This is a genomic window from Desulfovibrio piger (assembly GCF_900116045.1).
In the GTDB taxonomy this organism is placed as follows: Bacteria; Desulfobacterota; Desulfovibrionia; order Desulfovibrionales; family Desulfovibrionaceae; genus Desulfovibrio; species Desulfovibrio piger_A.
Genome location: NZ_LT630450.1, coordinates 895,320 through 922,102, shown reverse-complemented (window position 1 = coordinate 922,102; position 26,783 = coordinate 895,320). Strand labels below are relative to the sequence as shown.

General features: G+C 63.2%; 23 protein-coding genes and 3 tRNA genes. 16 read left to right on the top strand and 10 right to left on the bottom strand.

Translation table 11 applies throughout. The annotated features are described in order from the left end of the window. The 6 genes from xerD to DESPIGER_RS04385 all read left to right on the top strand — a co-directional run bounded on the left by xerD (window position 1) and on the right by DESPIGER_RS04385 (window position 7,820). A complete protein-coding gene (xerD, locus tag DESPIGER_RS04410; RefSeq protein ID WP_072333570.1) occupies window positions 1-939 on the top strand; it encodes a site-specific tyrosine recombinase XerD in 939 nt (312 codons plus the stop codon). Next, window positions 939-3,620, top strand: coding sequence for a CBS domain-containing protein (locus DESPIGER_RS04405; protein WP_072333567.1), 2,682 nt, complete (start codon window positions 939-941; stop codon window positions 3,618-3,620). The genes xerD and DESPIGER_RS04405 overlap by 1 nt, the downstream gene beginning before the upstream one ends. Before the next feature lie 62 nt (window positions 3,621-3,682). Beyond that, window positions 3,683-4,165: an HIT family protein gene (locus DESPIGER_RS04400; protein ID WP_072333564.1), complete on the top strand. Its 483-nt coding sequence runs from the start codon at window positions 3,683-3,685 to the stop codon at window positions 4,163-4,165. A gap of 25 nt (window positions 4,166-4,190) precedes the next feature. Beyond that, on the top strand, window positions 4,191-4,631 hold the full coding sequence (locus DESPIGER_RS04395) for a LapA family protein (RefSeq protein WP_072333562.1): 441 nt from the start codon (window positions 4,191-4,193) through the stop codon (window positions 4,629-4,631). Between the two features lie 77 nt (window positions 4,632-4,708). Beyond that, the gene (gene mutS, locus DESPIGER_RS04390) at window positions 4,709-7,429 is read left to right on the top strand and encodes a DNA mismatch repair protein MutS (protein WP_072333559.1); all 2,721 of its coding nucleotides are present in this window, start codon (window positions 4,709-4,711) and stop codon (window positions 7,427-7,429) included. Continuing rightward, window positions 7,422-7,820, top strand: a complete 399-nt coding sequence (locus DESPIGER_RS04385) for a DnaJ family domain-containing protein (RefSeq protein ID WP_072333556.1) — start codon at window positions 7,422-7,424, stop codon at window positions 7,818-7,820. Before mutS ends, DESPIGER_RS04385 begins: the two co-directional genes overlap by 8 nt. Before the next feature lie 95 nt (window positions 7,821-7,915). On the opposite strand, the gene DESPIGER_RS04380 is transcribed toward DESPIGER_RS04385, so the two are convergent. Next, window positions 7,916-8,809: an acetamidase/formamidase family protein gene (locus tag DESPIGER_RS04380; protein ID WP_072333553.1), complete on the bottom strand. Its 894-nt coding sequence runs from the start codon at window positions 8,807-8,809 to the stop codon at window positions 7,916-7,918. A gap of 22 nt (window positions 8,810-8,831) precedes the next feature. After that, window positions 8,832-10,211, bottom strand: coding sequence for an APC family permease (locus DESPIGER_RS04375; RefSeq protein WP_072333550.1), 1,380 nt, complete (start codon window positions 10,209-10,211; stop codon window positions 8,832-8,834). Between the two features lie 212 nt (window positions 10,212-10,423). Here DESPIGER_RS04375 and DESPIGER_RS04370 point away from each other — a divergent pair. Continuing rightward, window positions 10,424-10,501, top strand: a tRNA-Pro gene (locus tag DESPIGER_RS04370). Window positions 10,502-10,929: 428 nt separating this feature from the next. Next, a tRNA-Arg gene (locus tag DESPIGER_RS04365) sits at window positions 10,930-11,006 on the top strand. Between the two features lie 609 nt (window positions 11,007-11,615). On the opposite strand, the gene DESPIGER_RS04360 is transcribed toward DESPIGER_RS04365, so the two are convergent. The 3 genes from DESPIGER_RS04360 to DESPIGER_RS13405 form a co-directional block, all read right to left on the bottom strand. Then, window positions 11,616-11,692 (bottom strand) — tRNA-Arg (locus DESPIGER_RS04360). Window positions 11,693-11,861: 169 nt separating this feature from the next. Next, the gene (locus DESPIGER_RS04355; protein ID WP_072333547.1) at window positions 11,862-12,779 is read right to left on the bottom strand and encodes a DMT family transporter; all 918 of its coding nucleotides are present in this window, start codon (window positions 12,777-12,779) and stop codon (window positions 11,862-11,864) included. Window positions 12,780-13,230: 451 nt separating this feature from the next. Further along, on the bottom strand, window positions 13,231-13,356 hold the full coding sequence (locus DESPIGER_RS13405) for a hypothetical protein (RefSeq protein WP_269456895.1): 126 nt from the start codon (window positions 13,354-13,356) through the stop codon (window positions 13,231-13,233). 18 nt (window positions 13,357-13,374) lie between these two features. Here DESPIGER_RS13405 and DESPIGER_RS04345 point away from each other — a divergent pair, with 18 nt between their 5' ends. From DESPIGER_RS04345 to DESPIGER_RS04335, 4 genes are all read left to right on the top strand, one after another. Beyond that, a complete protein-coding gene (locus DESPIGER_RS04345) occupies window positions 13,375-13,953 on the top strand; it encodes a DapH/DapD/GlmU-related protein (protein ID WP_083575294.1) in 579 nt (192 codons plus the stop codon). Between the two features lie 91 nt (window positions 13,954-14,044). Further along, window positions 14,045-14,428, top strand: coding sequence for an alpha/beta hydrolase (locus DESPIGER_RS13170; RefSeq protein ID WP_197678021.1), 384 nt, complete (start codon window positions 14,045-14,047; stop codon window positions 14,426-14,428). Continuing rightward, window positions 14,425-14,982 carry an alpha/beta hydrolase gene (locus DESPIGER_RS13165; protein ID WP_197678020.1) on the top strand — a complete coding sequence of 186 codons (558 nt, stop codon included), beginning with the start codon at window positions 14,425-14,427 and terminating at the stop codon, window positions 14,980-14,982. The genes DESPIGER_RS13170 and DESPIGER_RS13165 overlap by 4 nt, the downstream gene beginning before the upstream one ends. 326 nt (window positions 14,983-15,308) lie before the next feature. Then, complete coding sequence (locus DESPIGER_RS04335; protein ID WP_231927640.1) at window positions 15,309-16,577, top strand: Na+/H+ antiporter NhaC family protein; 1,269 nt, start codon at window positions 15,309-15,311, stop codon at window positions 16,575-16,577. Between the two features lie 397 nt (window positions 16,578-16,974). Here DESPIGER_RS04335 and DESPIGER_RS04330 read toward each other — a convergent pair whose 3' ends face one another. Further along, window positions 16,975-17,736 (bottom strand): DeoR/GlpR family DNA-binding transcription regulator, encoded by a 762-nt coding sequence (locus tag DESPIGER_RS04330; protein ID WP_072333538.1) that lies wholly within the window; start codon window positions 17,734-17,736, stop codon window positions 16,975-16,977. A 329-nt stretch (window positions 17,737-18,065) separates the two neighbouring features. Between DESPIGER_RS04330 and DESPIGER_RS04325 the strand changes: the two genes are divergently transcribed. From DESPIGER_RS04325 to DESPIGER_RS04315, 3 genes are all read left to right on the top strand, one after another. Continuing rightward, window positions 18,066-19,067, top strand: coding sequence for a TRAP transporter substrate-binding protein (locus DESPIGER_RS04325; protein ID WP_072337545.1), 1,002 nt, complete (start codon window positions 18,066-18,068; stop codon window positions 19,065-19,067). Between the two features lie 109 nt (window positions 19,068-19,176). Further along, window positions 19,177-19,758, top strand: coding sequence for a TRAP transporter small permease (locus tag DESPIGER_RS04320; protein ID WP_231927639.1), 582 nt, complete (start codon window positions 19,177-19,179; stop codon window positions 19,756-19,758). 3 nt (window positions 19,759-19,761) lie between these two features. Further along, complete coding sequence (locus tag DESPIGER_RS04315; RefSeq protein ID WP_072333532.1) at window positions 19,762-21,051, top strand: TRAP transporter large permease; 1,290 nt, start codon at window positions 19,762-19,764, stop codon at window positions 21,049-21,051. A gap of 417 nt (window positions 21,052-21,468) precedes the next feature. Here the strand turns inward: DESPIGER_RS04315 and panF are convergent, their stop codons facing one another. Further along, on the bottom strand, window positions 21,469-22,923 hold the full coding sequence (panF, locus tag DESPIGER_RS04310) for a sodium/pantothenate symporter (protein WP_072333520.1): 1,455 nt from the start codon (window positions 22,921-22,923) through the stop codon (window positions 21,469-21,471). Next, entirely contained in the window at window positions 22,920-23,246 is a 327-nt protein-coding gene (locus DESPIGER_RS04305; protein WP_173783285.1) for a YhdT family protein, read from the bottom strand. The genes panF and DESPIGER_RS04305 overlap by 4 nt, the downstream gene beginning before the upstream one ends. Window positions 23,247-23,492: 246 nt before the next feature. On the opposite strand from DESPIGER_RS04305, the gene DESPIGER_RS04300 reads away from it, so the two are divergent. Beyond that, on the top strand, window positions 23,493-24,497 hold the full coding sequence (locus DESPIGER_RS04300) for a glucokinase (RefSeq protein WP_072333517.1): 1,005 nt from the start codon (window positions 23,493-23,495) through the stop codon (window positions 24,495-24,497). Window positions 24,498-24,698: 201 nt separating this feature from the next. Here the strand turns inward: DESPIGER_RS04300 and DESPIGER_RS04295 are convergent, their stop codons facing one another. Together DESPIGER_RS04295 and DESPIGER_RS04290 are read right to left on the bottom strand one after the other, a co-directional pair. Next, complete coding sequence (locus DESPIGER_RS04295; protein WP_072333514.1) at window positions 24,699-25,535, bottom strand: EamA family transporter; 837 nt, start codon at window positions 25,533-25,535, stop codon at window positions 24,699-24,701. Window positions 25,536-25,660: 125 nt separating this feature from the next. Next, window positions 25,661-26,776 carry an alanine racemase gene (locus DESPIGER_RS04290; protein ID WP_072333511.1) on the bottom strand — a complete coding sequence of 372 codons (1,116 nt, stop codon included), beginning with the start codon at window positions 26,774-26,776 and terminating at the stop codon, window positions 25,661-25,663. Window positions 26,777-26,783: the final 7 nt, after the last annotated feature.

The window sequence follows — 26,783 nt, the reverse complement described above, 5'->3', positions numbered from 1 at the left end:
ATGACGGAAAAAAGCGTATTGCCTGAGGCGACGGATCGCTCCCTGCGGATCCTGAAAAAACAGATCCCGGCCTGGGGGGAGTACCTGCTGGCCCAGCGGGGCCTTTCCATGCGCACGGTGGTCTCGTACCGGCAGGATCTGGAAAATTTTTTCCTTTTTCTTGAGGAGCTGGACGCCGGGGACAAGACCAGCCTCGACGAGCATGATCTGTTTTTGTACCTGGCCTGGCTGCGGGCCCGGAAGAATGCGGGCCGCACGCTGGCCCGGCGTCTGTCGGCATTGCGGGGCTTTTTCGAGTACACGGTGGAAGAAGGCCTGCTGGAGAGCAACCCCGCCAGCCTGCTGGAAAGCCCGCGTCTGCCCCAGTACCTGCCGGAAGTCCTGAGCAAGGCCGAGATGGACCGTTTGCTGCAACTGCCGGACATGCGCGAAAAGTGCGGCCGCCGTGACCGCTGCCTGCTGGAGATGCTCTATGCGGCGGGCCTGCGCGTCTCGGAGGTCTGCAACCTGCTGGTGGCGGATGTGGACATGCAGCGGGGGCTGGTGCTGGTGTCGGGCAAGGGCGCCAAGGACAGGCTGGTGCCGCTCCATGCCCTGGTGCTCGACCTGTTGCAGCAGTGGCTGTCCTTCTGGCGTGACGAGTTTTCGCCCCAGAGCCGCCATCTTTTCCTCAACCGTTCCGGCAAGGGCCTGAGCCGCCAGTACGTCTGGAAGATGGTCAAGAAATACGCCCTGCTGGCGGGCATACGGCGTTCCATATCGCCGCACACCTTCCGCCATTCCTTTGCCACCCATCTGCTGGAGGGGGGGGCTGACCTGCGGGCCGTGCAGCTTTTGCTGGGCCATGCCGACATCAGCGCCACCGAGATCTATACCCATGTGCAGGCCGAACGTCTCCATGCCCTGCACAGGCAGTTCCATCCACGGAGTCAGTCGTAATGTCCGCATCTTCTCCCCGGGTCCTGGTCACCTGCCATGCCAATGCCGATTTCGATTCCTTCGCGGCCATGCTGGCGGCCCATTTCCTGTATCCCGGCAGCCTGCTGCTGTTCCCGGGGACGCAGGAACGCGGCCTGCAGAAGGTCGTGGCCTCGCTGGATGCCAAACGCTACAGCCTGACCGAAACTGCCGACATCCCCTGGGACGAGATCACCCACCTCGTGCTGGTGGATACACGCCAGCGCGAGCGTGTCCGGCATGTATCGGCCCTGCTGGACAGGGAAGGGGTGTCCGTCGAGGTCTGGGACCATCATCCGGCGTCGTCCGAGGACGTCCCGGCCCGGACGAGCCATGTGGAGACCGTGGGCTCGGTCACGGCCCTGCTGGTGCGGGAGCTGCGGCAGCGGGGGGCCGTGCTGGAAGCCGCGGACGCCACCCTGCTGGGGCTCGGCATCTACGGGGATACGGGCTCGTTCACCTACAGTTCCACCACGCCGCTGGATTTTGAAAGCTCGGCCTGGCTGCTGACCCAGGGCATGGATGTCAATGCCATCAACGAGATGGCGGCCCATGAGCTGACCAGCCTGCATGTGCGGGCCCTCAACAGCCTGCTGGAATCGGCGCGCGTCTACCATATCAACAACGAGCCGGTGGTCATCGCCGAGGCCTCCATGGAACATTATCTGGGGGATTTCGCCTATCTGGCCCACCGGCTGATGGAGATGGAGAAGTTCACCGTCCTCTTTGCCGTGGGACGCATGGAGGACCGGGTGCAGGTGGTGGCCCGCAGCCGCAGCGACGCCATCAACGTGGGCCGCATCTGTGCGGAGCTGGGCGGGGGCGGCCATGCCTATGCCGCATCGGCATCCATCCGCAACCTGACCCTCAACGAGGTCCATGACGCTATCGTGCGCAACCTGCACATGCAGGCAGGGCCGGAAAAGACCGCCAGCGATTATATGTCGTCCCCGGCGGTGGGGATCGAGTCGGACCGCAGCATGCGCGAGGCCGATACCCTGATGATGCATTTCGGCCTCAAGGCCGTGCCCGTCTTCCGGCCCGGGACACGGCACTGCATCGGCATCCTGGATGCCCAGACGGCTTCCCGCGCCACCAGCCACAAGCTGGGCGAACGGCCCGTGGACGACTACATGCGCCGCAATATCAAGACGCTGGCCCCGGATGCGCCCCTGCGGGACATCTCGTCCATCATCGTGGGCGGCCGCCAGCGTCTGGTGCCCATCGTGGACAAGGAACTGGTGGTGGGGGTGGTGACCCGCACGGACCTCATCAACGTCATGACCTCCGAACCCGGTCAGGTCCTGGACTATCAGGAGAACAGCTCGCGCGAGCGCAATGTGGCCAAGCTGCTGCGCGACCGCCTGCCCGCGCGGGTGCGCCATCTGCTGGAGCTGGCGGGCCGTCTGGGACAGCGGCTGAACATGCCTGTCTATGTGGTGGGCGGTTTCGTGCGCGACCTTTTGCTGGACCGGCCCAACCATGACGTGGATTTCGTGGTGGAGGGCGAGGGCGTGACCTTTGCCAGGGCCCTGGCCGCCGAACTGGGCGGCCGTGTGCGCGAGCACCGCAAGTTTTTGACCTCCATGGTCATCTACCATGACGAAGACGGTGTGGAGCAGCGTATCGACGTGGCCACCGCGCGCCTGGAGTATTACGAGTCCCCGGCAGCCCTGCCCACGGTGGAACTTTCATCCATCAAGATGGACCTGTTCCGGCGCGACTTCACCATCAATGCCCTGGCCATCCGTCTGGACTGCACGCCCTACGGGCAGCTGGTGGACTTTTTCGGCGGGCAGCGGGACATCAAGGAAGGCGTGCTGCGCGTGCTGCACACCCTGAGTTTCGTGGAAGACCCCACGCGCAGTCTGCGTGCGGTACGCTTTGAACAGCGGTATGGCTTCCATATCGGGCCCAGCGCGGAAAAACTCATCAAGAACCTGCTCAGCCTGCATATGCTGGACAAACTGTCCGGAAAGCGTATCTTCAACGAATATGCCCACATATGTGACGAAGACGATCCGGCGGCCTGTTTCGAACGTCTGGACGGTCTGGGCCTGCTGCGGGCCCTGGGGCCCTCACTGGCCCTGACACCGAGCAAGCGCCAGATCCTGCAGCAGGTGCGCTCCATGCTCAACTGGTACCGCCTGCTGTATTTCGATGAACGCGTCGAAAACTGGCTGATCTACTTCCTGGCGCTGGGGCACCGGCTGAACTATGCCGAAGTCTCCGCCAATTTCACCGCCTTGGGCCTGCCTGAAGGACGCAAGCAGGAGATACTGCAGCAGCGGGAGTCCATGCGGCATGTGCAGCCCAAGCTGGTCCGCTGGCAAAAGGCCTTTGAGGCCGGGACGGGGCGGATCAGCGGGCTCTCTCTGCTGCTGGAAAAGTTCTCGCTGGAATTCCTGCTCTACATCATGGCCGGTGTGGAGGACAGCGGGCTGCAAAAGAACCTTTCCCGTTACATCACCCAGTGGCGCCGTGAAAAGCCGGATATCGACGGCCGGGATCTGCGCGACATGGGCATCGCACCTGGGCCGCTGTTCGGACGCATCCTGCGGGCCGTGCTGGCCGGCAAGCTGGACGGAGAGACGCCGGATGCGGACAGCCAGCGCCGCCTGGCGCTGGACATGGCCCGGCAGGAAGGCGTATTTCCCAAATAAAAGAACGGCATCCCGGGCAGGACTTGCCCTTGGAGCGCAAGCCGTGTATTGAGGAAAAGAAAATGAAACAATTGTGGACGCCCTGGCGCATCGAGTACATCCTTGGCCCCAAGCCGGACAGCTGTGTCTTTTGTCTTCCCGAGAGCAGGGAAGAGGATGAGGAACGGCTTGTCCTGTACCGGGGCAGGCATGCTTTTGTCATCATGAACAAGTTCCCGTACAGCAACGGGCACATCATGGTCTGTCCCTATCGGCATGTGATGGCGCTGGCCCAGCTTGAAAAGGATGAGACGCACGAGATCATGGACCTGATGCAGCGCTGCACGCTGGTGCTGCAGGAACATTTTCACTGCGAAGGCATCAATATCGGCCTCAACCAGGGGCAGGCTGCCGGAGCCGGTATCCGGGAACATCTGCACTTCCATCTCGTGCCGCGCTGGAACGGGGATTCTTCCTTCATGGCCGTGATGGACGAAGTGCGCACGATCCCGGAACACCTGCGCAGCAGCTATGCCCATCTGAAGCCGTATTTCGACAGGTTTTGAACACCACCGCGCAGAGGAGGAGACTATGCGCTATCTAAAGGTCCTGTTACTTGTTCTGCTGATTTTCTTCAGTCTGGTCTTCTTCTTCCAGAACCAGACGGCCCTGTCGACAGCCATGACGCTCAAGCTCAATCTCTTCTTCGTGCCTGAGATGACGTCCATCCCGCTGCCGTTCTACTTCATCGTCATCGTGGCCTTCTTCGTGGGGGCCCTGCTGGCCGTGGCCCTGCTGCTGTGGGACAAGATGCACCTGACGGCCCGTTACATGAAGAGCAAGTGGCGCGTGGCCGCTCTGGAACGTGAAGTGGCCAAGCTGAAGAAGAGCCTGGACGGTGAGACCGCGCGCGGCGATTTCCTCCGCAAGGTTTCCCGGGAAAAGGCCCAGGCCATCGAAGCCGCCCCTGTCAAGGAAAAGGCCGAGGCCCAGCCGGAAGAAGTGACCGCTCCCGATCCTGACAAGGCCTAGTCCCTTTTCCCCGCGCATCAGGCGCATTTTTCTGCAGCGGCGTCGTCCTTGGATGGCGCCGCTGCGCAATTACGCATATGGCAGAAAAAACTCCCAAGCTGACTCCCATGTTCGAGCAGTATCTGCGCATCAAGGCCGACTACCCTGATGCGCTGCTGTTCTACCGGATGGGCGACTTTTACGAGCTCTTCTTCGACGATGCCGTCACCGCGGCCCGGGAACTGCAGATCGCCCTTACCAGCCGCAGCCGGGACACGGAGAATCCCGTGCCCATGTGCGGTGTGCCCTGGCATGCCGCGCAGGCCTACATCGCCCAGCTCATCGACAAGGGCTTCCATGTGGCCATCTGCGACCAGACCGAAGACCCCAAGGCCGCCAAAGGGCTCGTGCAACGGGCCGTGACCTGCGTGGTGACGCCCGGCACCGTGCTGGAAGATGCCAACCTGGATGCCCGCAGCCACAATTATCTGGGAGCCGCTTTCTGGGAGGGACACACCGGGGCCTTCGTCTGGGCGGACATCTCCACGGGCCAGTGGTCCGGCATGGAGGTGAAACGCCTGCCCGAGCTCTGGCAATGGATCCAGAAACTGTCCCCGCGCGAGCTGCTGGTGCCGGACGACAAGGAATTGCCGCCCAAATGCCTGCTGGAGGGGGTGCGCCTGCTGCGACGCCCGGCAGCCGGTTTCGACGCCCGCAGGGCCGAACGCCGTCTGCTGGAAGCCCAGTCCGTGCAGGAACTGGCAGCCCTGGGCCTGCAGAACAAGCCCTGCCTCGTGCGGGCCTGCGGCGCGCTGCTGGTCTATCTGGAGCAGACCCAGAAGCGCCGCCCCGAGCATCTGATGCCCTTCCAGCCGCTGGATCTGGGCCGTCACATGCTGGTGGACGACGTGACGGAACGCAATCTGGAAATCTTCCAGCGCCTCAATGGCCGCAAGGGCAAGGGGACCCTGCGCCATGTGCTGGACGATACCATGACTCCCATGGGCGGCCGCCTGCTGGAAGACATGCTGCGGCACCCGTGGCGCGAGGCGGCCCCCATCCTGGCCGTGCAGGACGCCGTGGCCCTGCTGCACGATGATGACAACCGCCGGGCCCTGTTGCGGGAAGCCCTGAAGGACGTTTATGACCTGGAGCGCCTGTCCACGCGCGTGACGGTCAACCGGGCCACCCCGCGGGACTTCATCGCCCTCGGCAACAGCCTGGCGGCCCTGCCCGCCGTGCTGGCGGCCCTGACGCAGCCTCTGGACGGGACATATCCGCTGCCCGGGCAGGAGAACGGGGAAAACGCGCCCCGCGTCATCTATGACCTGCTCAAGGGCTGGGACGATCTGGCGGACTGCGCGCATCTGCTGCGCAGCGCGCTGGTGGACAGCCCGCCGGTGGTCATCACGGACGGCGGCCTGTTCAGGGCCGGCTACAACGCCGAGCTGGACCGCCTGCTGGATCTGGTGGAACACGGCGAGCAGAAGCTGCAGGAAGAACTGGCCCGCGAGCAGCAGGAGACCGGCATCGCCAAGCTCAAACTGGGCTTCAACCGGGTCTTCGGTTATTATTACGAATTGAGCAGGGCCGCGCACAGCGGGCCGGTGCCGGAACATTTCATCCGCCGCCAGACCCTGGCCAATGCCGAACGCTTCACCACGCCCGCCCTCAAGGAGCTGGAAGAGGCGCTCCTTTCCGCTTCCGAAAAGCGCAAGACGCTGGAGTATCAGCTCTATCAGGATCTGCGCACCTTCATGGCCCGGCAGCGGGAGCGCATCCTGCACATGGCGGACGTCATCGCCCATCTAGACTACTGGCAGAGCCTTGCCGAGGTGGGGCGCCGTAACGGCTGGTGCCGTCCCGAGCTGGACAGCAGTGCCGAGATCCTCATCGAGGAAGGGCGGCATCCTGTGGTGGAAGCCATGATCGGCGCGGCCAACTTCGTGCCCAACAATATCACGCTGGATGCCCGGCGCCGCCTGTGCCTGCTCACCGGTCCCAACATGGCGGGCAAGTCTACGGTGCTGCGGCAGGTGGCCATCATCTGCCTGCTGGCGCAGACCGGCTCCATGGTCCCGGCCACGCGGGCGCGCCTGGGGCTGGTGGACAGGCTGTTCTCGCGCGTGGGCGCTTCGGACAATCTGGCCCAGGGGCAGAGCACCTTCATGGTCGAAATGATGGAGACGGCCCGCATCCTGCGGCAGGCCACCAAACGCAGCCTGGTCATCCTGGACGAGATCGGGCGCGGCACCAGCACCTATGACGGTGTGGCCCTGGCCTGGGCCGTGGTGGAGGATCTGGCGGCCCGGGCGCACGGCGAGGTGCGTACCCTGTTCGCCACCCATTACCATGAGCTGACGGCGCTGGAAAAGCGCGTGCCCGGGGTGTTCACCATGAATATCGCCATCCGGGAATACGGGGGCGACATCCTCTTCCTGCACAAGCTGGTGCCAGGCCCTGCGGACCGCAGCTACGGTGTGGAGGTGGCCCGTCTGGCAGGCGTGCCTGCGCCGGTGGTGCAGCGGGCACGGGCCATCCTGGCGGAACTGGAGCAAAGCCGGGGCGAGGGGCGGCGCATGTCGCCCCAGACGGAGACGCTGGCCCTTCCCGGCATGGAACAGCGGGTCGCCCGCGATGAGCCCCCGGCACTGCCCATCGACATCCCGGCCGCACCGTCCTCCGGGCCGCATCCGCTGGTCCTGCTGCTGCGGGATCTCGATCCCGAGGAACTTTCGCCGCTGGCGGCCCTCAAGCTGATCATGGAGTGGAAAAAACTCTGGGCCGATGCTCCCGATACGGAGGAAAAACATGTCTGAGATCAGTCCCTGGTCGGTCATCCAGTCCATTGCCGAGCGCCGTATCGAAGAATCCATGGCTAGGGGGGATTTCGATGACCTCCCCGGCCGGGGCAGGCCGCTGGAACTGGAAGACGACAGCCATGTCCCCCCGGAACTGCGCATGGCCTACAAGGTCTTGCGCAACGCCGGCTGCGTGCCGCCGGAGCTGGCCGAACGCAAGGAGATCAGCAATCTGGCCGATATGCTGGAACATTGCGGGGACGAGCAGGAGCGCGTGCGCCAGATGCAGAAACTGCGGTTCATGATCCTGCAGGCCCGCATGAAGCACCAGCGCCCCCTGAATCTTGATGACGACACCTATTATGACCGTCTGCTGGAGCGGCTTTCCCGGCACGACAGGAAGAAATAGCGTCTTGCCTGTTCCTCAGGCAAAAGGACATGAAAAAAGGCTGCCCGCAATAACGGACAGCCTTTTCCTGTATGGTGGCGCCGGACGGTCGGGCCCTAGCCCACCAGGGGGCGCTTCATGTCGGCCTTGGGCACACCGAGACGCACGATGAGGTCCACTTCGCAGGGCTTGCAGGCCTGGCAGATCTCCAGATCGCCGCGCAGGGACATGTACAGGTAGGCGTCGGTGGCATCCCAGCCGGTGGCGGCAGCCACCAGGCCCTGCATCTGTACGCTGGCGTGGCGCAGGGCTTCTTCATAACCGGCGGCGCTGGCCAGGGTGTACCAGGTGTCGGCGGTCTCCAGCACGGGCCATTCCAGCGGGCAGTCCTTGATGACGCTCACGCGGGCGATGACGGTGCCATTGATCTCCAGACCGGTGCCGCACAGTTCGCTGTCGCCCATGACGGCGTGCATGTCGCCCATCTGCACCAGACCGCCTTCCACGCGCACGGGGAAGTAGGCGGTGTTGCCCTTGACCATCAGCTTGCAGTCCAGGTTGCCGCCGTGGCGGCCGGGGTAGCCGCAGGGCACGCTCTTGCCCTTTTCGGGGGCCACGCCGATGACGCCGATCATGGGATTGATGGGGAAGGCCACGTCATTGAAGGCGGCCTTGCCGTTCTCGATGGGGATGCGCTTGGTGCGGGTCTCGCACATGTCCCAGAGGGGGCCGATCTTGGGCAGGGTAGTGGTGGTGCCGATGGTGTCGCACTGCACGTCCAGCAGTTCCACCCTGATGACGTCGCCGGGCCGCGCGTCGCGCACGAACAGCGGGCCGGTGGCGGGGTTCATCTTGCTGTAGTCGCAGCTGGTCACCAGCTGGCTTTCGGAATGCATCTGGTTGCTGAAGCAGTCCTGGGTGCGGAAGATGACGATCTCGCCGGAGTCGATGCTGCCGGTGGGTTCGTTGTCGGCGCTGAAGGTATATACGACCTTGTCAAAGTACTGCATGATTCAACTCCTGCACTGAAGGTTACACCATATCGCTCTTGCGGAAGGCTTCGGGGACGACCTTGTAGCCCTTGCTCTTGACGTAGCCGATGACCAGGCCGACGGCCAGCCAGCTGAAGCCCACGATCTGGGTCATGCTGTCGAAGGAGAGCCACACATAGCCGAGGATGAGCACGCCGCAGAAGGGGCAGATCACATAGTTGAGCAGGGCCTTGCCGCCACGCATCTTCTCGCGGCGCCAGAAGAAATTGTACACGGCGAGATTCAGCAGGATGAAGGAGGTCAGGGCGCCGAAGTTCACCAGGCGGGCCAGGTCTTCCACGGTGGAGAGCTCGGCCACCAGGATGGAGAAGATGCCCACGGCGATGGTGGCGATGTAGGGGGTCTGGAAGCGGGGGTGCACCTTGCGGAACAGGCCGGAGACGCCGGGCAGCACGTTGTCGCGGGACATGCCGTACAGCACGCGGGAGGTGGCGGCCTGGGCGTTCATGGTATTGGCGATGCCCACGGCCAGGATGTTGACCACCAGCAGGACCTTGCGGAACCAGTCACCGGCGGCGAGCTCGGCAGCGTCGAAGAAGGCCGTGTCGGGGTTCATCCTGCTCATGTCGGGCTGGATGATGGTGGCCACATAGGTCTGGAGCATGAACAGGAAGCCGATGCAGAGCAGGGCGGCCATGGTGGCGCGACCGATGGTCACTTCGGGGCGGTGGGTCTCTTCGGCCAGGGTGGAGATGCCGTCAAAGCCCAGGAAGGAGAGGCAGGCGATGGTGCAGGCCAGGCCGATGAACTGCAGGTTCATCTCGCCGGGGCGGTACAGGGGATCCATGACTAGCTGGCCGGTGCCGCCGCCTTCACCAAGGACATAGTTGAGGCCGAAGCCGATGAACAGGGCCAGGACCACGGCCTCCACATAGAACATGATCCAGTCGGCACGCGCGGTATAGGTAATGCCGCGGACATTGATGAGGGTATTGATGCCCACGAACACGATGACCCACAGCCAGCGGGGCGTGGCCGGAAAAAGTTCCACACACCAGTTGGCGGTCAGCAGGTAGAGCAGGGCGGGAACGAACACATAGTCCAGCAGTATGAGCCAGCCGGCAATGAAACCCACATGGTGGTTCAGGCCGCGCTGCACATAGGCGTAGACCGAACCGGCGATGGGAAAGCGGTTACTCATCTTCATATAGCTCAGAGCCGTGAAGAACATGGCGCAGATGCCCACAAAGTAGACGAAGGGCGCCATCATATGACTGTCTTTGGAAATGTAGCCATAGATGGACATGGGGGCGATGACCACCATGAACAGCATGCCGTAAACGAATACGTCCTTGAAGCTGAGTTCGCGCTTCAATTCCTGGCTGTAGCCGAAATTGTCCGTGGATCCTGTGTTCGACATAAAGCAACCTCAAAAAGATTTTTACCGGGCAGGCGTACCGGCATGAGCGTTGTAGCTCCTTTTTTTATAAAGTCAAATCCTAATTGCCCGATATTCCCAAAAGTTTTGCCGGAGATGCCACGGGCTCTAAAAGGGCGGAGATGGCCGGAAAAATTTTTTTGCAAAAAAAGCTTGCATGGAAGGCGGCTTCGGCGTAATGTCCCCTCTTGCAACGGGATGTGGCTCAGTTTGGCTAGAGCGCAGCGTTCGGGACGCTGAGGCCGCGCGTTCAAATCGCGCCATCCCGACCATAAAAAAACAGACGGGTTCCAGTGAAGCTGGGGCCCGTTTTTTGTTCCCCAAATCTGGAATGTCTTCTTTGCTGTGTGGGGCCTGTGCCTGTGATGCAGGGGGGCGGCGCGGCCTCGCATCAAAAAGACATTCCTGTCGTCCTGCCCACACAGTCTGTGGCTCTGGCTGCCGGGGCGATCCCCGCGGCGGCGCTGCGGGGACGTTACTTCCATCGATCGCCGCTCCGTTTTTTGCCGGGCATATTCGCTGTCCTGGCCTGCGGTGCTGCTCCCTGCCCGGTGGCAGCGAGTGCGGGGAAAGGGACTGCCTTGCGCCTTCTGCCATACCGGAAGCCGGAAGGCAGGCAGCGGCTTTCGCACAAAAAATGATTTTTTGCGCGAAAGTATTTGACAGGACAGGGCGATTGCTATACATAGCTTTTCACAACGCGCTCGTAGCTCAGCTGGATAGAGCAACAGGCTACGAACCTGTAGGCCAGGAGTTCGAATCTCTTCGGGCGCACCACAAAAAACGCAAGCGGTCAGCTGTAACAGGCTGGCCGCTTTTTTCGTCTTCTGTGTTTTTTCCCATTCCGGGCGGGGCTGTTTCAGGGCCATGTCATGCTGCCGGAGCACATTCGTATCCATCGGCCAGCAGACAAAAAGGCAACAGGGGAAGACGGCTGTGTCCACCAGATACCGAAGATCCGCTGGCAAGGCCCGCCTGGTCCAGGGGAGCGCTGCGCCAGTCCGCAGGCCCCCGTGCGGCCACGTTCGAACCCGCCGTGGGCAAAAACAGGCTGGGGCAGTAGTCAAAAAAAGAACATAAGGGGCGTGGGTGTGTCATTTTCGACACGGTACCTACGCCCCTTTGTGTTCGAAAATCTTTACACAACAACTGTGCTAACTATGAAAAAGTGCCGAGCGCCGTTCTCAAATCGCGTGACGGAGATTCTCAAATTGCGTGACAGCTTACAGCAAGATCGCTGTCAATACGCGCGCAAATTGCTGCCAATAGCGCCGCAAACTTATTGGTGGGCGTACCTGGGCACCATATGGGCACCAAAGTGGCAAAAAGGGCAGGAAACAAAAAAGAGGATACGGGCGTGGCGCACGTATCCTCTTGATTTTGTTGTGGTGCGCCCGGCAGGAATCGAACCTGCGGCCTACTGCTTAGGAGGCAATCGCTCTATCCGACTGAGCTACGAGCGCGCGTCGTTTCTTGTACGGCAGTCCGATGCGGGCTGTCAAGTTGAAGCTGTCCGGGGCAATGTCCTGCAGGAGCGATCCGGGAGCAAACGCAGGCTATCCCTTTCCTGCAACGGCAAGGATCATGTCTCCGCAAGAGGCCGGCGGTCTGCGCAGGGACACACCGCTCGGCTCAGGATCGCTTGTGCGGCAGGTGCAGCATGGGGCCAAGGGCGATGCCCATGGCGCCCAGTACGACGACAACAGCCCCCAGAAGACTGAGCAGGCCCAGGTGCTCCAGGGGAAAGACCTGGGGCAGGACCAGCGAGCCCAGGGCTTCCAGGCCCAGGGTGAACAGCGGGGTCGTGGTGACCACAGCGCTGACCTTGGCGGCATGCCAGTTGTTCATGGCCGTGGAGAAAGCCCCATAGGCGATGATGGTATTGATGCAGGCAAAAAGCAGACAGCCCATCTGCAGCGGGTCCAGTTCGAGAAAGGCCGAAGGGGAGGAGAGCGGCGTCAGGGCCAGGGCACCGGCAAGATAGATGAAGCGCATGATACGCCCGGGCGAGATCGTGCGCAGCAGGATTTTCTGGGCAATGCCGTAACCGGCCCAGACGACAGCGGCCATGATCCCCAGTGCCATGCCGATGAGCATGTCGCCGCTGGCCAGTTCCAGCAGCCGGGTATTGAAAAACAGGAGGAGGCCCACGAGCAGGATGATGACGCTGCTCCCCTGGATGGGGAGGAAGGGCTCGCGCAGGACGAACACGCTGCCCAGCAGCAGGAGGACAGGGCCCGCCTGGGCCAGGATCTGGCAGGCAGAGGCGCTGAGATAGGCCACCGACGAGTTGAAGAACACGAAGTTGCAGCTCAGCCCCGCAGCGGCCAGGACAAGAAGGAGTTTTTCCCGGCGGCCCAGCGGCGTGCTGTTGCCGGGATAGCGGCAGGAAAGGCCCCAGGTCCAGGCCGCAGCCACCCAGAAGCGCAGGCAGACGATGGAGATGGCGTCCACCGAGGAGAGCAGATGTTTGAGGGCCAGCGGCAGGGCCCCCCAGAATAAGGCTGTGAGCAGGGCCAGCAGCAACCCGGTAGCGTTGGAACCCGGCATGGTCATCCTCCGTTGATCGTTTCGGAGGGCACCCTACAGCTTTGGCATGTGAATGTCATGCGGAAAAGGGGCAGGGGGGCGCAGAAAGGCGCAGGGCATACCGCAACAGGCAAAGAAGCCCGCTGCGGCGAAGCGCACACATGATCGCGGCGCGTCGGCCCGGGTCATGCGTCATGGCGCAGCCCTGTCTGCTCCCGGGCGGCATGGAGGACGCCGGACGCAGGCAGAGGGCAGGTACGCCGGACATGCCGGTCCGTCGGGGGCAGCACCATGACCTGCGCACGAGAGCCTGTTCCGCCTTCATCCTGCGCATCACGCTGCTGTGGCGGCGATCCTTGCCGTATATGTTTCCTGACCATGATGGGCAGCCTGTCTCTGCCGGGTCCGTGGCCTCTGTGGAGTGCCGCAAAAGCGGGCAGGGCATCCAGGAGAAAAACAGCTCATTCCATGCTTAAAAAGCATGGATAGCCATTTGATATAGGTATTTTACCGGATAAATGCCTTTTGCTATCTCTTCGGGAAACAGCAGGCGGTCGCCGTCAGGCCTTGCGGCAGCGGTCAGCCTGATCTTCGTCATGAAGGAGAAGAATGAGCCATGATGTCTCTGGACACTTTGCTGGAACACCTGGATGCGGGACAGCCGCTGGTCACGGGTACGGAAGCCTTTGACTGCATGCACGCTTATTCGTACGAGGCCATGCGCCTGACCGCGGAGCTGAACAGTACCTTCCATACGCCTGATGAGATCCGGGAGATCATGGGGCGGATCACGGGTCGCCCCATGGATGAGACGTTTCGTCTGTTCCCGCCGTTTTATACCGACTTCGGCAAAAATATACGCATCGGCCGCCGTGTCTTCATCAATGCCTGCTGCTGCTTCCAGGATCAGGGCGGGATCAGCATAGGCGACGGGACGCTCATCGGTCACCGGGTGACCCTGGCCACCATCAACCACGGTTTGCCGCCGGACAGGCGCCATGTCCACCACATCGCGCCCATCGTCATCGGCAGGGATGTCTGGATAGGTTCCGGTGCCATCCTCCTGCCGGGGGTGCATGTGGGCGATGGCGCCGTGGTGGCGGCAGGGGCGGTGGTCCGCGCGGATGTGCCGGCCCGTACCATCGTGGCCGGGGTCCCGGCCAGGATCATCAAAAAGGTGGATCAGGGCGCGTAGGCCTGCCGTACCGTTGCGCGCAGGACGCCGCTTTGCGGACCGTCCCGACGGATCATGACACCGGCCCGTAGCCGGAGAGGGGAAAAAAAGTATGCAGTATGCGACGCATTATGAGGAAGGAAAAAAAGTTTCGTTCAAAAAGTTCGATCTGCAGCTGGCGGGCCTGCTGTTCCTGCCCGACGATTTTGATGCGGACGGCACATACCCCGCGGTGGTGGTCACCCATCCCGGCGGCGGTGTGAAGGAACAGTGTTCTTCCCTCTACGCCTGGCATCTGGCCCGGGCCGGCTATGTGGCCCTGGCATTCGATGCCTCCCATCAGGGCGAGAGCGAAGGTCTGCCCCGCTGTCTGGAAGATCCCTTCTCGCGCGTGGAGGACATCCGCTCGGCTGTGGATTACCTCGTCACTCTGCCGTACGTCGATGAAGAGCGTATCGGGGCCATGGGCGTCTGCGCGGGGGCGGCTATACCATGAGTGCCATCCAGACCGATGTGCGCATCAAGGCGGCGGCCGGGATCAGCACCTGGGACGTGGGCGACAGCGCCAGGAACGGTTTTCCCGGTGTGGAGATCGAGAACTTCATGCAGAAGCTGCTGCAGGAAGTGGCCCGCGCCAGAACGGCGGCAGCCCGGGGAGAAGAAGCTCCCTGCTGGAAATATGTCCCGGACGGTCCGGACGAGATCGACGAGCATACCTCCGTGATCCAGCGGGAAGCCTGCGAATATTACAGGACGCCGCGCTGCAGTTATCCGACGTCCGCCAACCGCTACCTTGTTTCCAGCAATGACAAGCTGGCGGCCTTCGATGCCTTTGCCTATCTGGATACGGTGTCGCCCCGTCCTTTGCTGTTCATCGTGGGCAGCCGGGCGGATACGCTCTATTTCACGGAAGATGCCTACCGGCGGGCCAAAGAACCCAAGAAGATCCATGTGGTGGAAGGGGCCAGCCATGTGGATCTGTATGACAAGCCGGAATACGTCACCCAGGTGGCGGCAGCCCTGAAGGACTTCTTCGGCAGCGCGCTGTAGCCCCTTTTTCCCGCTGCCGGAGGGCCGTCCCTGCGCTGCGGACCGTCGTTTCCGGCAGCAGGGGAAAGGGCAGCTCCGCCCGGGGCACGGTGCCCTTTGTCCAGGGGGGCCGGGTTCCCGGTGCTGTGGGCGGTGCCCGCAGGGACAGAAAAGCAGCCCGGCCGCACGTGGCAGTGGCCGGGCTTTCATGCGGAGTGCCGGCAACCGGGAGTCCTGCCGGGCGGCCGGGCTTGGCAGCGCGGAGGCCGCAGCCGGCAAGGCCGGAAAATTTTTCCGGTGGAAAAGCATTTGACAGGTCCCGCCGGGCGTGGAATGGAATCATGCCCATGAACGTCGTCGTCATATCGCTGTTCCTGGGGGGACTGGCCCTGTGCATCCGCACGGGTGTGTCGCTGCTGTGGGCCCTGGCTTTTGGCCTGCTGTGTTTTTCGGGGCAGGCTTTCCGGCAGGGCTTCCGCCCCCGCGAGATCATCGCTCTGTGGGGGAGGGGCGTGCGGACCATCGGCGATATCCTGAAGATCTTCGTCCTCATCGGCATGCTGACGGCGGTCTGGCGCTCGGCCGGCACCATCCCCTACATCATCCACCATTGCCTGCCCTGGGTGGATCCTGCCCATTTCCACCTTTGGGTCTTCCTGTTGTGCAGCCTGCTGAGCCTGTTGCTGGGGACCTCGTTCGGCACGGTCAGTACCCTGGGGGTTGTTTTCATGCTGCTGGCGCGCACGGCCGGGCTTGATCCGCTCATGACGGCCGGAGCGGTCATGAGCGGCATCTATGTGGGGGACCGCAGCTCGCCAGTGTCGTCCAGCGCGGCGCTGGTCTGTGCCCTGACGGGAACCTCCATCTATGATAACGTGCGGCTCATGTGGCGCACGTCCCTGCTGCCTTTCTTTCTGGTCTGCCTGGCCTATGTCCTCTTCCCGTCGGCACGGGTAGAGAGCCTGCCGTACATGGACGGCCTGTTTGCCGACGGGCTGGCGCCGGATGCCCGGGCCCTGCTGCCGGCCGTCTTCATGCTGGTGCCCCTGCTGCTGCGATGGGACGTCAAGAAGATCATGTCATGCAGCATCATTGCCGGATGCGTGGTCTCCCTGACTGTCCGGCAGATGGCACCGGCTGCCTTGCTGCGCTGTCTGGTGTACGGCTATGAGCCGCCGGCGGGCATGGAGATGCTGGCGGGGGGCGGTCTGCTTTCCATGGTCCAGGTGGCGGGCATCGTCCTGCTGACTTCGGCCTATGCGGGGCTGCTGGAGGCCACCGGCCTGCTGGACGGCCTGTCGGCTCTGGGGCGATGCCTGGCCCTGCGGCTGGGGGCCTTTCGGACCACGGTGCTGGCGGGCCTGCCTGTGGCCGCTGTAAGCTGCAACCAGACGCTCGGCATCATGCTGACCAGCCAGCTGTGCGCGCCTCTCTGGCGGGACAGGAAGAAAATGGTCCTGCCGCTGGAAAACGGCATTGTCCTGCTGGCGGCTGTCATCCCCTGGAGCATCGCGGGGAGCGTCCCCTGCGCCATCATGGGCGTGGGGCCGGAGTGCCTGCCCTATGCCTTTTACCTGTATGTGGTGCCACTGACGGACATGCTGCGGCGTCACTGAGGCGGGATGCTTTCGTGCCGTCAGACGGGAAAGGGAAAACCGGAAGGCCCGCTGCGCGTTGCGGGCATTTTGTTGCCGTGCCGTAGTCCTCCCCTCCGGGGGACAGGCAGGGCGCCTTGCCCGGCAATCCCGGATGCAAAAAGCCCCGCCCTTTCCTTGCCTGCGGGAGAGACGGAGCTTTTGGGCAACGATTTCGCCGGGATGCCCGCAACGGCCTGTCATCCGCCTTTGGGCCTTCTCCTGCCGGGGGAGTGCCTCCCTCTGATGCGATGCCCTGCGGAAAAGCCGTGCGGAAAGCTGCGTTGTCGTGCTGTCAGCAGGCAAAGGCCGTTCCGCCGTGAGCCGCGGAGAGCGGCAGGGGGGAGCGGTCCTTTTGCCCGATGATACGGGGACAGGACTAGACCAGATACAGTTCCGTCCCGGCCTCCTGGAGCATCCGCTGCCAGGGCTCTTCAAGGGGCCCGTTGGAGAACACCGCCTCGATATCACAGACGTTGGCCACCCGGACCATGGCGGAACGGCCGAATTTGGAATTGTCCGTGGCCAGGAAGACCCGGCGCGAGCATTCGATGATGGTCCGGGCCACGGAGACCTCCCTGTAGTCGAAATCCAGCATGTTGCCGTCCTGATCGATGCCGGAAATGCCGATGATGCCGTAATCCACCCGGAATTCCCTGATGAAGTTCTCCGCACTGGGGCCGATGATGCCGTGGTCGTGGTGCCGGACAGTGCCGCCGGCCACCACCACATCGAAGTTGGGGTTGCGGGCCATGATGGCGGCCACGTTGAGGTTGTTGGTCAGCACCCGCAGATTGGTGTGCCCCAGCAGGGCATGGGCGACCTCCTCGGTGGTCGTGCCCAGGTTGATGCAGATGGAGGCACCGTCGGGGATGTGTTTGGCCAGCATCTGGGCGATGGCCTTTTTTTCAGGCAGGAACAGTTTTTTGCGCTGCTCGTAAAGGATGTTTTCCGTACTCAGCGGCATGCCGACACCGCCGTGGAAGCGCTGCACCTTGCCTTGTCCGGCCAGGGTGTTGATATCCTTGCGGATGGTCTGCGGGGTCACGGAAAAACATTTGGTGAGCTCGTCGATGGTCGCATAGCCACGCGCATTGAGCATGTGCAGCAGGGCCTGGTGGCGTTCCGTTGTCTTGGTCATGGAGCTTCCTGGTGGGAGTGGGGATATCACAATATACTGGAATGACAGGGCGTGCGCAAGCCGCCACCGTCTGCCGGGAGGAAGGTTTCGTTTTCGAACTTCTATTATCAAAAAACGAAAATTGATTGACGCGGAGCCTGTCTAAGGCTTATGACAAAAACAAGTGTATACGCCTGTTTTCCCGCCATCGTGGCAGGACCGGTCCCCGGATCCTCCATCCGGACCGGCCGGATGGTTTGTTTTATGAAACAGGTGGCCTGACGGGCCAAAGGCCGTCAGGGTGCGGAAAGGTGCTCCTTATCTCAATCCCAAATCAGCAGAGGTGGATGATGAAACGTATCGTTGCACTGCTTTTGGCCTGCGCCTTTGTCATGGGCGCGCTGGCTGCGCCTGCCATGGCTGCCAAGACCGTCGTCATCAAGATCGCCGGCATGAAGCCCGAAGGTGAACCCGAAACCATCGGCATGCACAAGTTCGGCCAGTATCTGAAGGAACTCTCCGGCGGCAAATACGAAGTGCAGGTCTTCCCCAACAGTACCCTGGGCAAGGAAGATGCCTACATCGCCAGTACCCGCAAGGGCATCATCCAGATGTGTGCCACGGGTACCCAGACTTCGGCCCTGCATCCCGCCATGGCCATGCTGGAAACTCCCATGCTGTACGACAGCTATGACCATGCCCGCCGTGCCATGGAAGGCGAGACCTTCAAGCTGATCAATGAAGGCTTCACCGAAAAGTCCGGCCTGCGTACCCTGAACGCCTTCCCTCTGGGCTTCCGCCACTTCTACACCAAGAAGCCCCTGAACGGCATCGATGACGTGAAGGGCCTGCGCATGCGTGTGCCCAACATCCCCCTGTACACCAACTTTGCCAAGGAATGCGGCATCAGCGGCCAGCCCATGCCGTTTGCCGAAGTGCCCAGCGCTCTTGACCAGGGCGTCATCGACGGCGGCGACAGCCCCCTGTCCGACATCGTGGCCCTGAAGATGTACGAGATCACCCCCCAGATCACCCTGACCGGCCATATCCTGGTGATCCACTCCCTGTACATCAACGAAAAGTTCTACCAGAGCCTGCCGGAACAGGACAAGGCCTGGTTCAACGAAGCCGCCAAGCGCGCCGCTGACGACATCTGGCAGATGGTGGAAGAAGGCGATGCCAAGGCCATCGAGACCATCAAGGCCGCCAAGGGTTCCGTGAACACGCCTTCCAAGGAATTCCACGACTACATGGTGGAAGCGGGCAAGCGCAGCTGGAAGCTGTTCTATGATACCGTTCCCAATGCCAAGGAAATCCTGGAAAGCGCCGCCAGCTATCGCGACGCGAAGTAGCATTTGATACCGGGGGATGCCGCATGGGCGGCGTCCCCCTTTTTTGACCCTGAACCACGCATGCAGATACTGCAGGAGCGGATTTTTTTCCGATATGCAGGGGGATATGATGAGCAGCGAAACCAAAACGACGCCCGCAACGGCTTCCGGGCAGCCGGCTGCCGAAAACAGGCACGGTTTGTCTGGCGAACTGCTTTTTGAAATTTTCTGTGCGGTCATCTTTCTGGGGATGATCGGTCTGGTCTTCTACAATGCCTTTTTGCGCTATGTGTTTGGCGGAAGTTATCCCCCCAGCGAAGAGTGGGCGCGCTTTCTTTTCATCTACATCACCTTTTTCGGTGCCATTGAGGCATTCTACTGGAAAAAGCACATCGCGGTGGACATGTTCGTGGACATGTTTTCGGGCATGCCCCGCAAATGCATAGAGATCCTGGCCATTTTGCTGACCATGGGGGCCCTGGGGCTGCTGCTTGACGGCGGCATCACCTATGTGCTGCAGACCATCGACACCAATTCGGTCGCCACCAACGTCAACATGGCCTTCATCAACAGCACACTGCCCATCATGGCCTTCACGGCCATCCTTATCTGCCTGCGGGATCTGATCGCCATCGTGCGCCGCCCGGCCAGCAGCTTCGCCAAGGCGACGGAAGAGGAAAAGATCGAGCAGGAAATCAGCAAGGAGTTGTAGGGTATGGAGCTTTTTCTTTTCCTTGGCAGCCTCTTTGCATTCCTGTTTGTCGGCATCCCCATCTCCATGGTGCTGGTGCTGTGCTCCATCGTGCTCATGTGGCACTCCGGCATGTGGGACAGCATGATCATCCCATCCACCATGCTGGACGGGGCCAACAATTATCCCCTCATGGCCATCCCCTTCTTCGTCTTTGCCGGCGAGATCATGGCCGAGGGCGGCCTGTCCAAACGTGTGGTGCAGCTGGCCCAGCTCATGATCGGTCGCGTGCGCGGCGGTCTTGGCTATGCCGCCATCATCTCCAGCGTGATCTTTGCCGGCCTGATGGGCAGCTCCGTGGGTGAAGCCGCGGCCCTGGGCGGCCTGCTGCTGCCCATGATGGCCGAAGTGGGCTACAAGCCCGGTCGCGCGGGCGGCGTCATCGCCTCGGGCGCCATCCTCGGCCCCATCATCCCGCCCAGCACCAACTTCATCCTGCTGGGTGCGACCATCAGCGGTCTGTCCATCACCAAGCTGTTCATGATCGGCCTGTTCCCGGGCATCTTCATCGGCCTGGCCCTGATGGTGGTCTGGTATTTCATCGTGCGTATCGACGGGTACAACGAGACCATCACCTTCTCGCGCGAAGAAAAGTGGAAGATCATCCGCGATGCCATGCCGGCCTTCATGATGCCTGTACTGCTGCTGGGCGGCATCCGTTTCGGCGTGTTCACGCCTACGGAAGGCGGCGCCTTCGCGGCCATCTATGCCATCATCGTCTGTGTGGGGTACTACCGGGAACTGAGCTTCCGCGGCCTGCTGCGCGTCAGCGCCCGTGCGGCGCGGACCACCGCTGTGGTCATGCTCATCGTGGCCACGGCCACGGCCGTGGGCTGGTTCATCACCATCGCCCAGATCCCCAACCAGGTGACCGACCTGTTCCGGCCGCTCATCGACAGCCCCGTGCTCCTGCTGCTGGCCATCAACATCTTCCTGTTCCTGGTGGGCATGGTCATGGACCTGACCCCCAACATCCTGATCTTTGCCCCGGTGTTCTATCCCCTGATCACCCAGGCCGGCATCGATCCGTACTTCTTCGGCCTGCTGTTCATCCTGAACCTGGGCATCGGTGTCATCACCCCGCCCGTGGGCACGGTGCTGTATGTGGTCTGCGGGGTGGGCAACATCAAGATCACCAAGCTGGTGCGGGGCATGCTGCCCTTCCTGGTGACGGAGATCGTCATGCTCTTCCTGCTCCTCTTCTTCCCCACGCTCTCGCTCACGCCGCTCAAGTGGCTTATGGGCGGCGGCTAGGCGCTGATCCCCTTCCTGTCATGCCAGGGCCCCTTCGGGGGCCCTTTTTTCATGTCCTGTGGTTTTGAGGGGACAGGCTGACGGCCGGCTGCGGTACGGGATGATGCTCCTGCTTCCGGGGGACCGTGGCGCGGGATGGGGGGGCCGGGAAGAATGCGCTGGGGCCGGAGAGGGCGACCGGCGCGGGCAAAGCAGGGCCGGGACCTCCTGCCAGCCAGGGGCTGCCGGTCTTGCGGGCGATCTTGCCGTGATGCCGGAGTGGAAGGGAGACGCTGCTGTTTTGTCTTCCTGCTGTCGTCGGAAACCTGCCGGCCCCCTGTTTTCTCTGGGCTGGACCGCGGATGGATAGGCGTACCTCATAAAAAAGCCCCTCCGGCGGAGAGGCTTTGACGCTTCTGGTTTCGTGTGGCCGGATGGTCAGGCGGGGCGCGATGTCCCCAGCCTGTTCCCCAGCAGGAAAGCCAGCAGGGCCGCGAGGGTCGAGGGCACGATGGCGTGGATGCCGTGCATGGGCGGCTTGAGGACGCTCAGGGCAAAGAAACAGGCCACCCCCACCAGGATGGAGCTCAGGGCTCCGGCCGCATTGGCGTTGCGCCAGTACAGGCCCAGCAGCAGGGGCCAGAGGAAGGTGGCTTCCAGACCGCCGAAGGCGAACAGATTGATCCAGACCAGCAGATCCGGCGGCTCCAGCGCGGCCACGAAGACGATGGCGCCGATGGCGGCCGTGCAGCCCAGGCTGAAACGCTTGATGCGCTGCAAGGGCATGCGGCTGCTGTCGCCCTTCAGGATATACTGCACATAAAGATCCTTGATGATGGCCGCTGAGGCCAGGAGCAGCATGGAGTCCACCGTGGACATGATGGCCGCCAGGGGCCCGGCGATGAAGACCCCGGCCCAGAACGGCGGCAGCAGTTCCAGGATCAGGCTGGGCATGGCCATGTCGCCCACGGCCAGGTCGGGGATGACGGCCCGCCCCAGCGCCCCGGCCAGATGGACGCTCAGCAGCAGGAAACCGATGATGACCGTGCCCATGATCATGGCGCTGTGCATGGCCCGGGAGTCCTTGTAGCCCATGCAGCGCTGGCTCGTCTGGGGCAGGCCCAGCACGCCCAGGCCCACCAGCACCCAGAAGGAGAGGATCATGGGCTGGGGCACGGCGTCCTTGGGCCCTGTGGGCGTGATGAGACCGGGATCGATGGCCTTGAGGCGCGACATGCAGGCCTCCATGCCGCCGCCGGCCTGGACCACCGCCAGCAGCACCACGACGGCGGCCACGGTCATGACGATGCCCTGCATGGCATCGGTAAGGACCACGGCGCGGAAGCCGCCCAGCGCGGTATAGGCGATGACCGTGATGCCGAAGAGCGCCAGCCCGGCCTCATAGGGATAGCCGGTGATGGCCTGGAACAGGCGCGCCCCGCCGATGAACTGGGCCGTCATGGCCGCCACGAAGAAGACCAGCAGGGCCAGAGAGCAGAGGATGGCTACGGCGTCGCTGCCGTAGCGGACGCGCAGGTAATCGGTGATGGTCACGGCATTCATGGCCCGGGCCTCCATGGCGAAACGTTTGCCCAGGACCCCTATGGTCAGGAAAACGGTGGGCATCTGGATCATGGCCAGCAGGACCCAGCTCAGGCCCACGGTATAGGCCACGCCCGGCCCGCCGATGAAACTGCTGGCACTGGTGTAGCTGGCCACCACGGTCATGGCCAGCACAAAGCCGCCCATGGAACGGCTGCCCAGAAAATATTCCTCAAGGAAGCCCGAGGCGTTCTCGTGCTTGCGGGAGCGCCTGCCGGCCCACAGGGCCACCGCAAAGGACAGTGCCAGATACAGGACGATGGGGATCAGTGTGGAGGCAGCAGCCGTCATGGACGTTCCTCCCGGCCGGGACGGCTTTCTCCTGCGGAAGACCTTTCCGGTGCCTGCGGGTTTTCGTCAGAGCCAAGCGGCATGTCCTTGAAGAAAAAACGCACCAGGCCCCAGACGAGCAGGCAGGCCACAGGGTAGCCCAGCACGCAGCTGTAGAAGAACCAGTCCGGCATGCCCAGCGTATACCTGTAGTTTTCCGGGGCATCGCTCCCCAGACCGTAGGCTGTCAGATACCACCAGAGAAAATACAGGGCATAGGCGGCCAGGGCGAACAGGGCTTCCCGGTTCGCCTGAAGGAAACGCTTGTCGTTTTTGCGGGCCATGGACACTCCGGGGCTGAAGGGGACAGGACGGGCACTGTTCCCGGCAGTATGACAGAGTGTGCGGCCGTAGTCGAGCAGGCGGCCGCCAAGGAAAAACATCCCGCCGGATGGGGAAGAAGGGAACAGGCGTCCGCGGCCTGTCGTTCTGTGGGCACCGCGCCGCATCCCGGCGGAGGCTTCCGCTTTGACCTGCAGGGCCGTCATGCGTAGGCTGGCGGGAACATGTCGTACGGAGAACGAAAGACCATGAACATGCTTGCCACCATCGATCTGGGCGGGACCCACTGCCGTTTTGCCCGTTTTACCGTTACGGCCCGGGGGCTGGCCCTGGACGCTGTGGAAACATGTCCCACGGCCCGCCTGAAGGACAGTGATGCCGTGCTGGAACAGTGGGAAAAGCGTCAGCACACGTCGCTGTCACAGGTCGCCGCACTGGTCATGGGCGTCGCCGGACCTGTGCCGGATGGCCTGACGGCCCGTCTGAGCAACGCCCCCTTGCGGGTGGATCTGAAAACCGCCATGCCGCGCTTCGGCCTGCGTCGTGCCCGGGTGGTCAATGATTTCGTCTGCGAGGCCTGCGCCTGCCTGACCCGGATCGGGGAGCGGTCCCGGCATCTGCTGGGACCGGCTGACATGCCCTGTCCGTCACGCCGTTCTGCTGGAGAGGCGCCTGCGCCGGTGGCCGTGCTGGGGGCCGGTACGGGGCTGGGGGCCGGCTGGCTCGTCCCGCAGGTGGACAACGGGCGGCTGCGCTGGCTGCCCCTGCCGTCAGAGGCCGGGCATCAGGCTTTTGCCTTTCTGGGACGGGAAGAGGAGGCATTCGCGCTCTTTGCCCGGAAGCAGCTTGGGCGGTCGCTGCTGCGGGCCGATGACATCGTCACGGGGCGGGGGCTGGCCGTGCTGCACCATTTCCTGACAGGCCGGGAACTGGCGCCCGCTGCCGCGGCGGCCGAAGGGCTGGCCGATGATTGTCCGACCCTGCGCTGGTATGCCCGCTTCCTGGGACGGACCTGCGCGCACTGGGGCCTGGCCACGCTGTGTTACAGCGGGCTGTTCCTTACCGGCGGCATGGTGCTGCGCAATCCTGCGGTCACGGAGCACCCGGCCTTTGCAGAAGGGTTCTTCATGGCTCCTGGCCTGGATGTGCTGGAACGCCTTCCTGTCAGCCGCTATACGGATGCGCACAGCGGCCTGTGGGGCGCTGCCTGGCTGGCGGAACAGCTGGCCACGGGGTGCCTCCCGAACTCGTGAGGAGGGGGCGCGCCGGGACCGGGGCGGGCTGGCAGTCCGGTATGCCGACGACGGTGATGCCCGGATCAGGCGGTGCCGTCGGCTGGTGTACGCGAGGACAAAAGCACGGGCCATCCGGTGGCGCCGGGCAGGAACAGGACGCCCTCCGCAGCGTGCGCGGGGATGGCCCGTCCGCATGGATGGCGAGGATGCCGGGATGCCTCAGCCGAGCCGTATCAGCATGGCCCCGCCCATGACGATGAGGATGGCCAGGATGCGCGGAGGCGAGAGCCGTTCGTGCAGGAAGATGACGGCCAGAAGCATGCCGAAGATCACGGAGGTCTCGCGCAGGGCCGCCACCAGGGCGATGGGGGCCAGGGTCATGGCCCAGAGGGCGATGCCGTAGGAGCCCAGGCCGCACAGACCGCCGAACAGGCCCGTGGCCGCGCGGGCCCGCAGATAGCTGATGTAGGTGTGCCCGTGCCGCCAGAGCACATAGGCATGGATGGGGAAGATGTTGAGGAAGAAGATCCAGCAGGTATAGCTGACGCCGTTGCCGCTGGCCCGGGCACCGTGTCCATCGGCCAGCGTATAGGCCGCGATGACCAGGGACGTGCGCAGACAGATGAGGATGTCCGCGGCACGGGCCCCCTTGTGGACATGCTCCAGGGTCAGGGTCAGGATGCCGAGGCAGAGCAGGAGGATACCGCCCCAGGCGGTGAGGCTGATGTGGTTGCCGAGCAGCAGCAGGGCCAGGGCCGTGAGCATGGGGGCACAGCCGCGCATGATGGTATAGCCCATGGACAGGTCCACCTTGTCATAAGCCTGCGAGATGCAGATGTAATATGTCAGGTGGAAACAGCAGGAAAGTGCCAGCAGGCCCCAGGATTCCGGCGCCGGTGCGGGCAGGAAGGGCAGGATGGCCAGGGCTCCCAGCCCGCCGCCCAGGGCGTTTATGGAAGATTCGAAAAGTTTGTTGGAGCCGCCTTTGACGATGCTGTTCCAGGTGGCGTGCAGCAGGGCCGCGGCCAGCACAAGAAGCAGGACATGTCCGTCCATGGTTACGACCTCGCGTCACTGGTGTGCCGGACAGGGAGAAAAGCCGCAAAAAAAGCGAACGGAGGACCGTCGGATGCGGGGCCGCAGCAAGAAGAGCTGCGCGTGCGGCCCCGGGAAACGGATCCTTACCAGCCCCGGCAGCGTTCGAGACGGCCGCTGATCCGGCCGTCCTGCAGGAGGATGTAGCTGTCGAAGCAGGCCGCGGTGGCGCAGGCATGGACGGGCAGGATGCGCAGGCGGGTGCCTGCGGGCAGGGCGGGGCAGGAAGGCCCGCTGACGATGCCGTGCTCCTGGTTGGTCTCCGTGACGCGCAGACCGGGGATCAGTTGCCCAGCCTCGTCGCAGACGAGCCCGTAGCCGAAGGCATCCCGCTTCCAGGGCAGGCCCGTATCGCGTGAAAGGGCCATCCAGCCCGCATCGACGATCAGGGCACGGCCGTCGCCTTGCCGTCCGATGACCGTGGTCAGCACGGAAAGGGCCAGGTCTTCGGGGCGGCAGACGCCCAGACCGGCCATGACGAGGTCCTGGAAGACATAGACGCCCGCCCGGACTTCCGTGATGCCGGAAAAATCCTCACCGAAAAAGGCCGTGGGCGTGGAGCCGACGCTGACCACGGGGCAGGGGAAACCGGCTTCCCGCAGCAGCCGTGCCGCCGTAGTGGCCGCGGCGCACTCCTGTGCGGCCAGGGCGGTGATGGCCTCCGTGCCGGGCAGGTCATAGGCGGACCCCGCATGGGTCAGGACGCCGCGGACTTCCTGGCCGCCGTCCCGCAGCAGGGCGGCGATGGCCGTCAGACGGGGATCGTCGGGTCGCAGTCCGGCCCGGTGTCCGTCACAGTCTATCTCCAGCAGCACGGCCAGGCGGCAGTCCCGCTGCCGGGCAAAGTCCACCAGCAGCCGGGCGCTTTCCTCATTGTCCAGCACCACGCTCAGGTCGATGCCGCGCCGGCGCAGTCCGGCCACCCGTTCCAGCTTGTTGGGAGCGATGCCGACGGCATAGCAGATGTCGCGCACGCCGCCTGCGGCAAAATATTCGGCTTCCGCCAGTGTGGAGACCGTGGCCGGGCCGGTGGGGCTTTCCATGCAGCGACGGGCGATCTCCCTGTTCTTGCAGGTCTTGAGATGGGGCCGCAGGGAGACGCCGCGCTCGTGCAGGCGGCGGGCCAGCCGGTCCATATTGGCCTGCAGCTTTTCATCTTCCAGCAGCAGGCAGGGCGTGGTCAGCGCAGCGAGTGTGGTCATCTCTTCC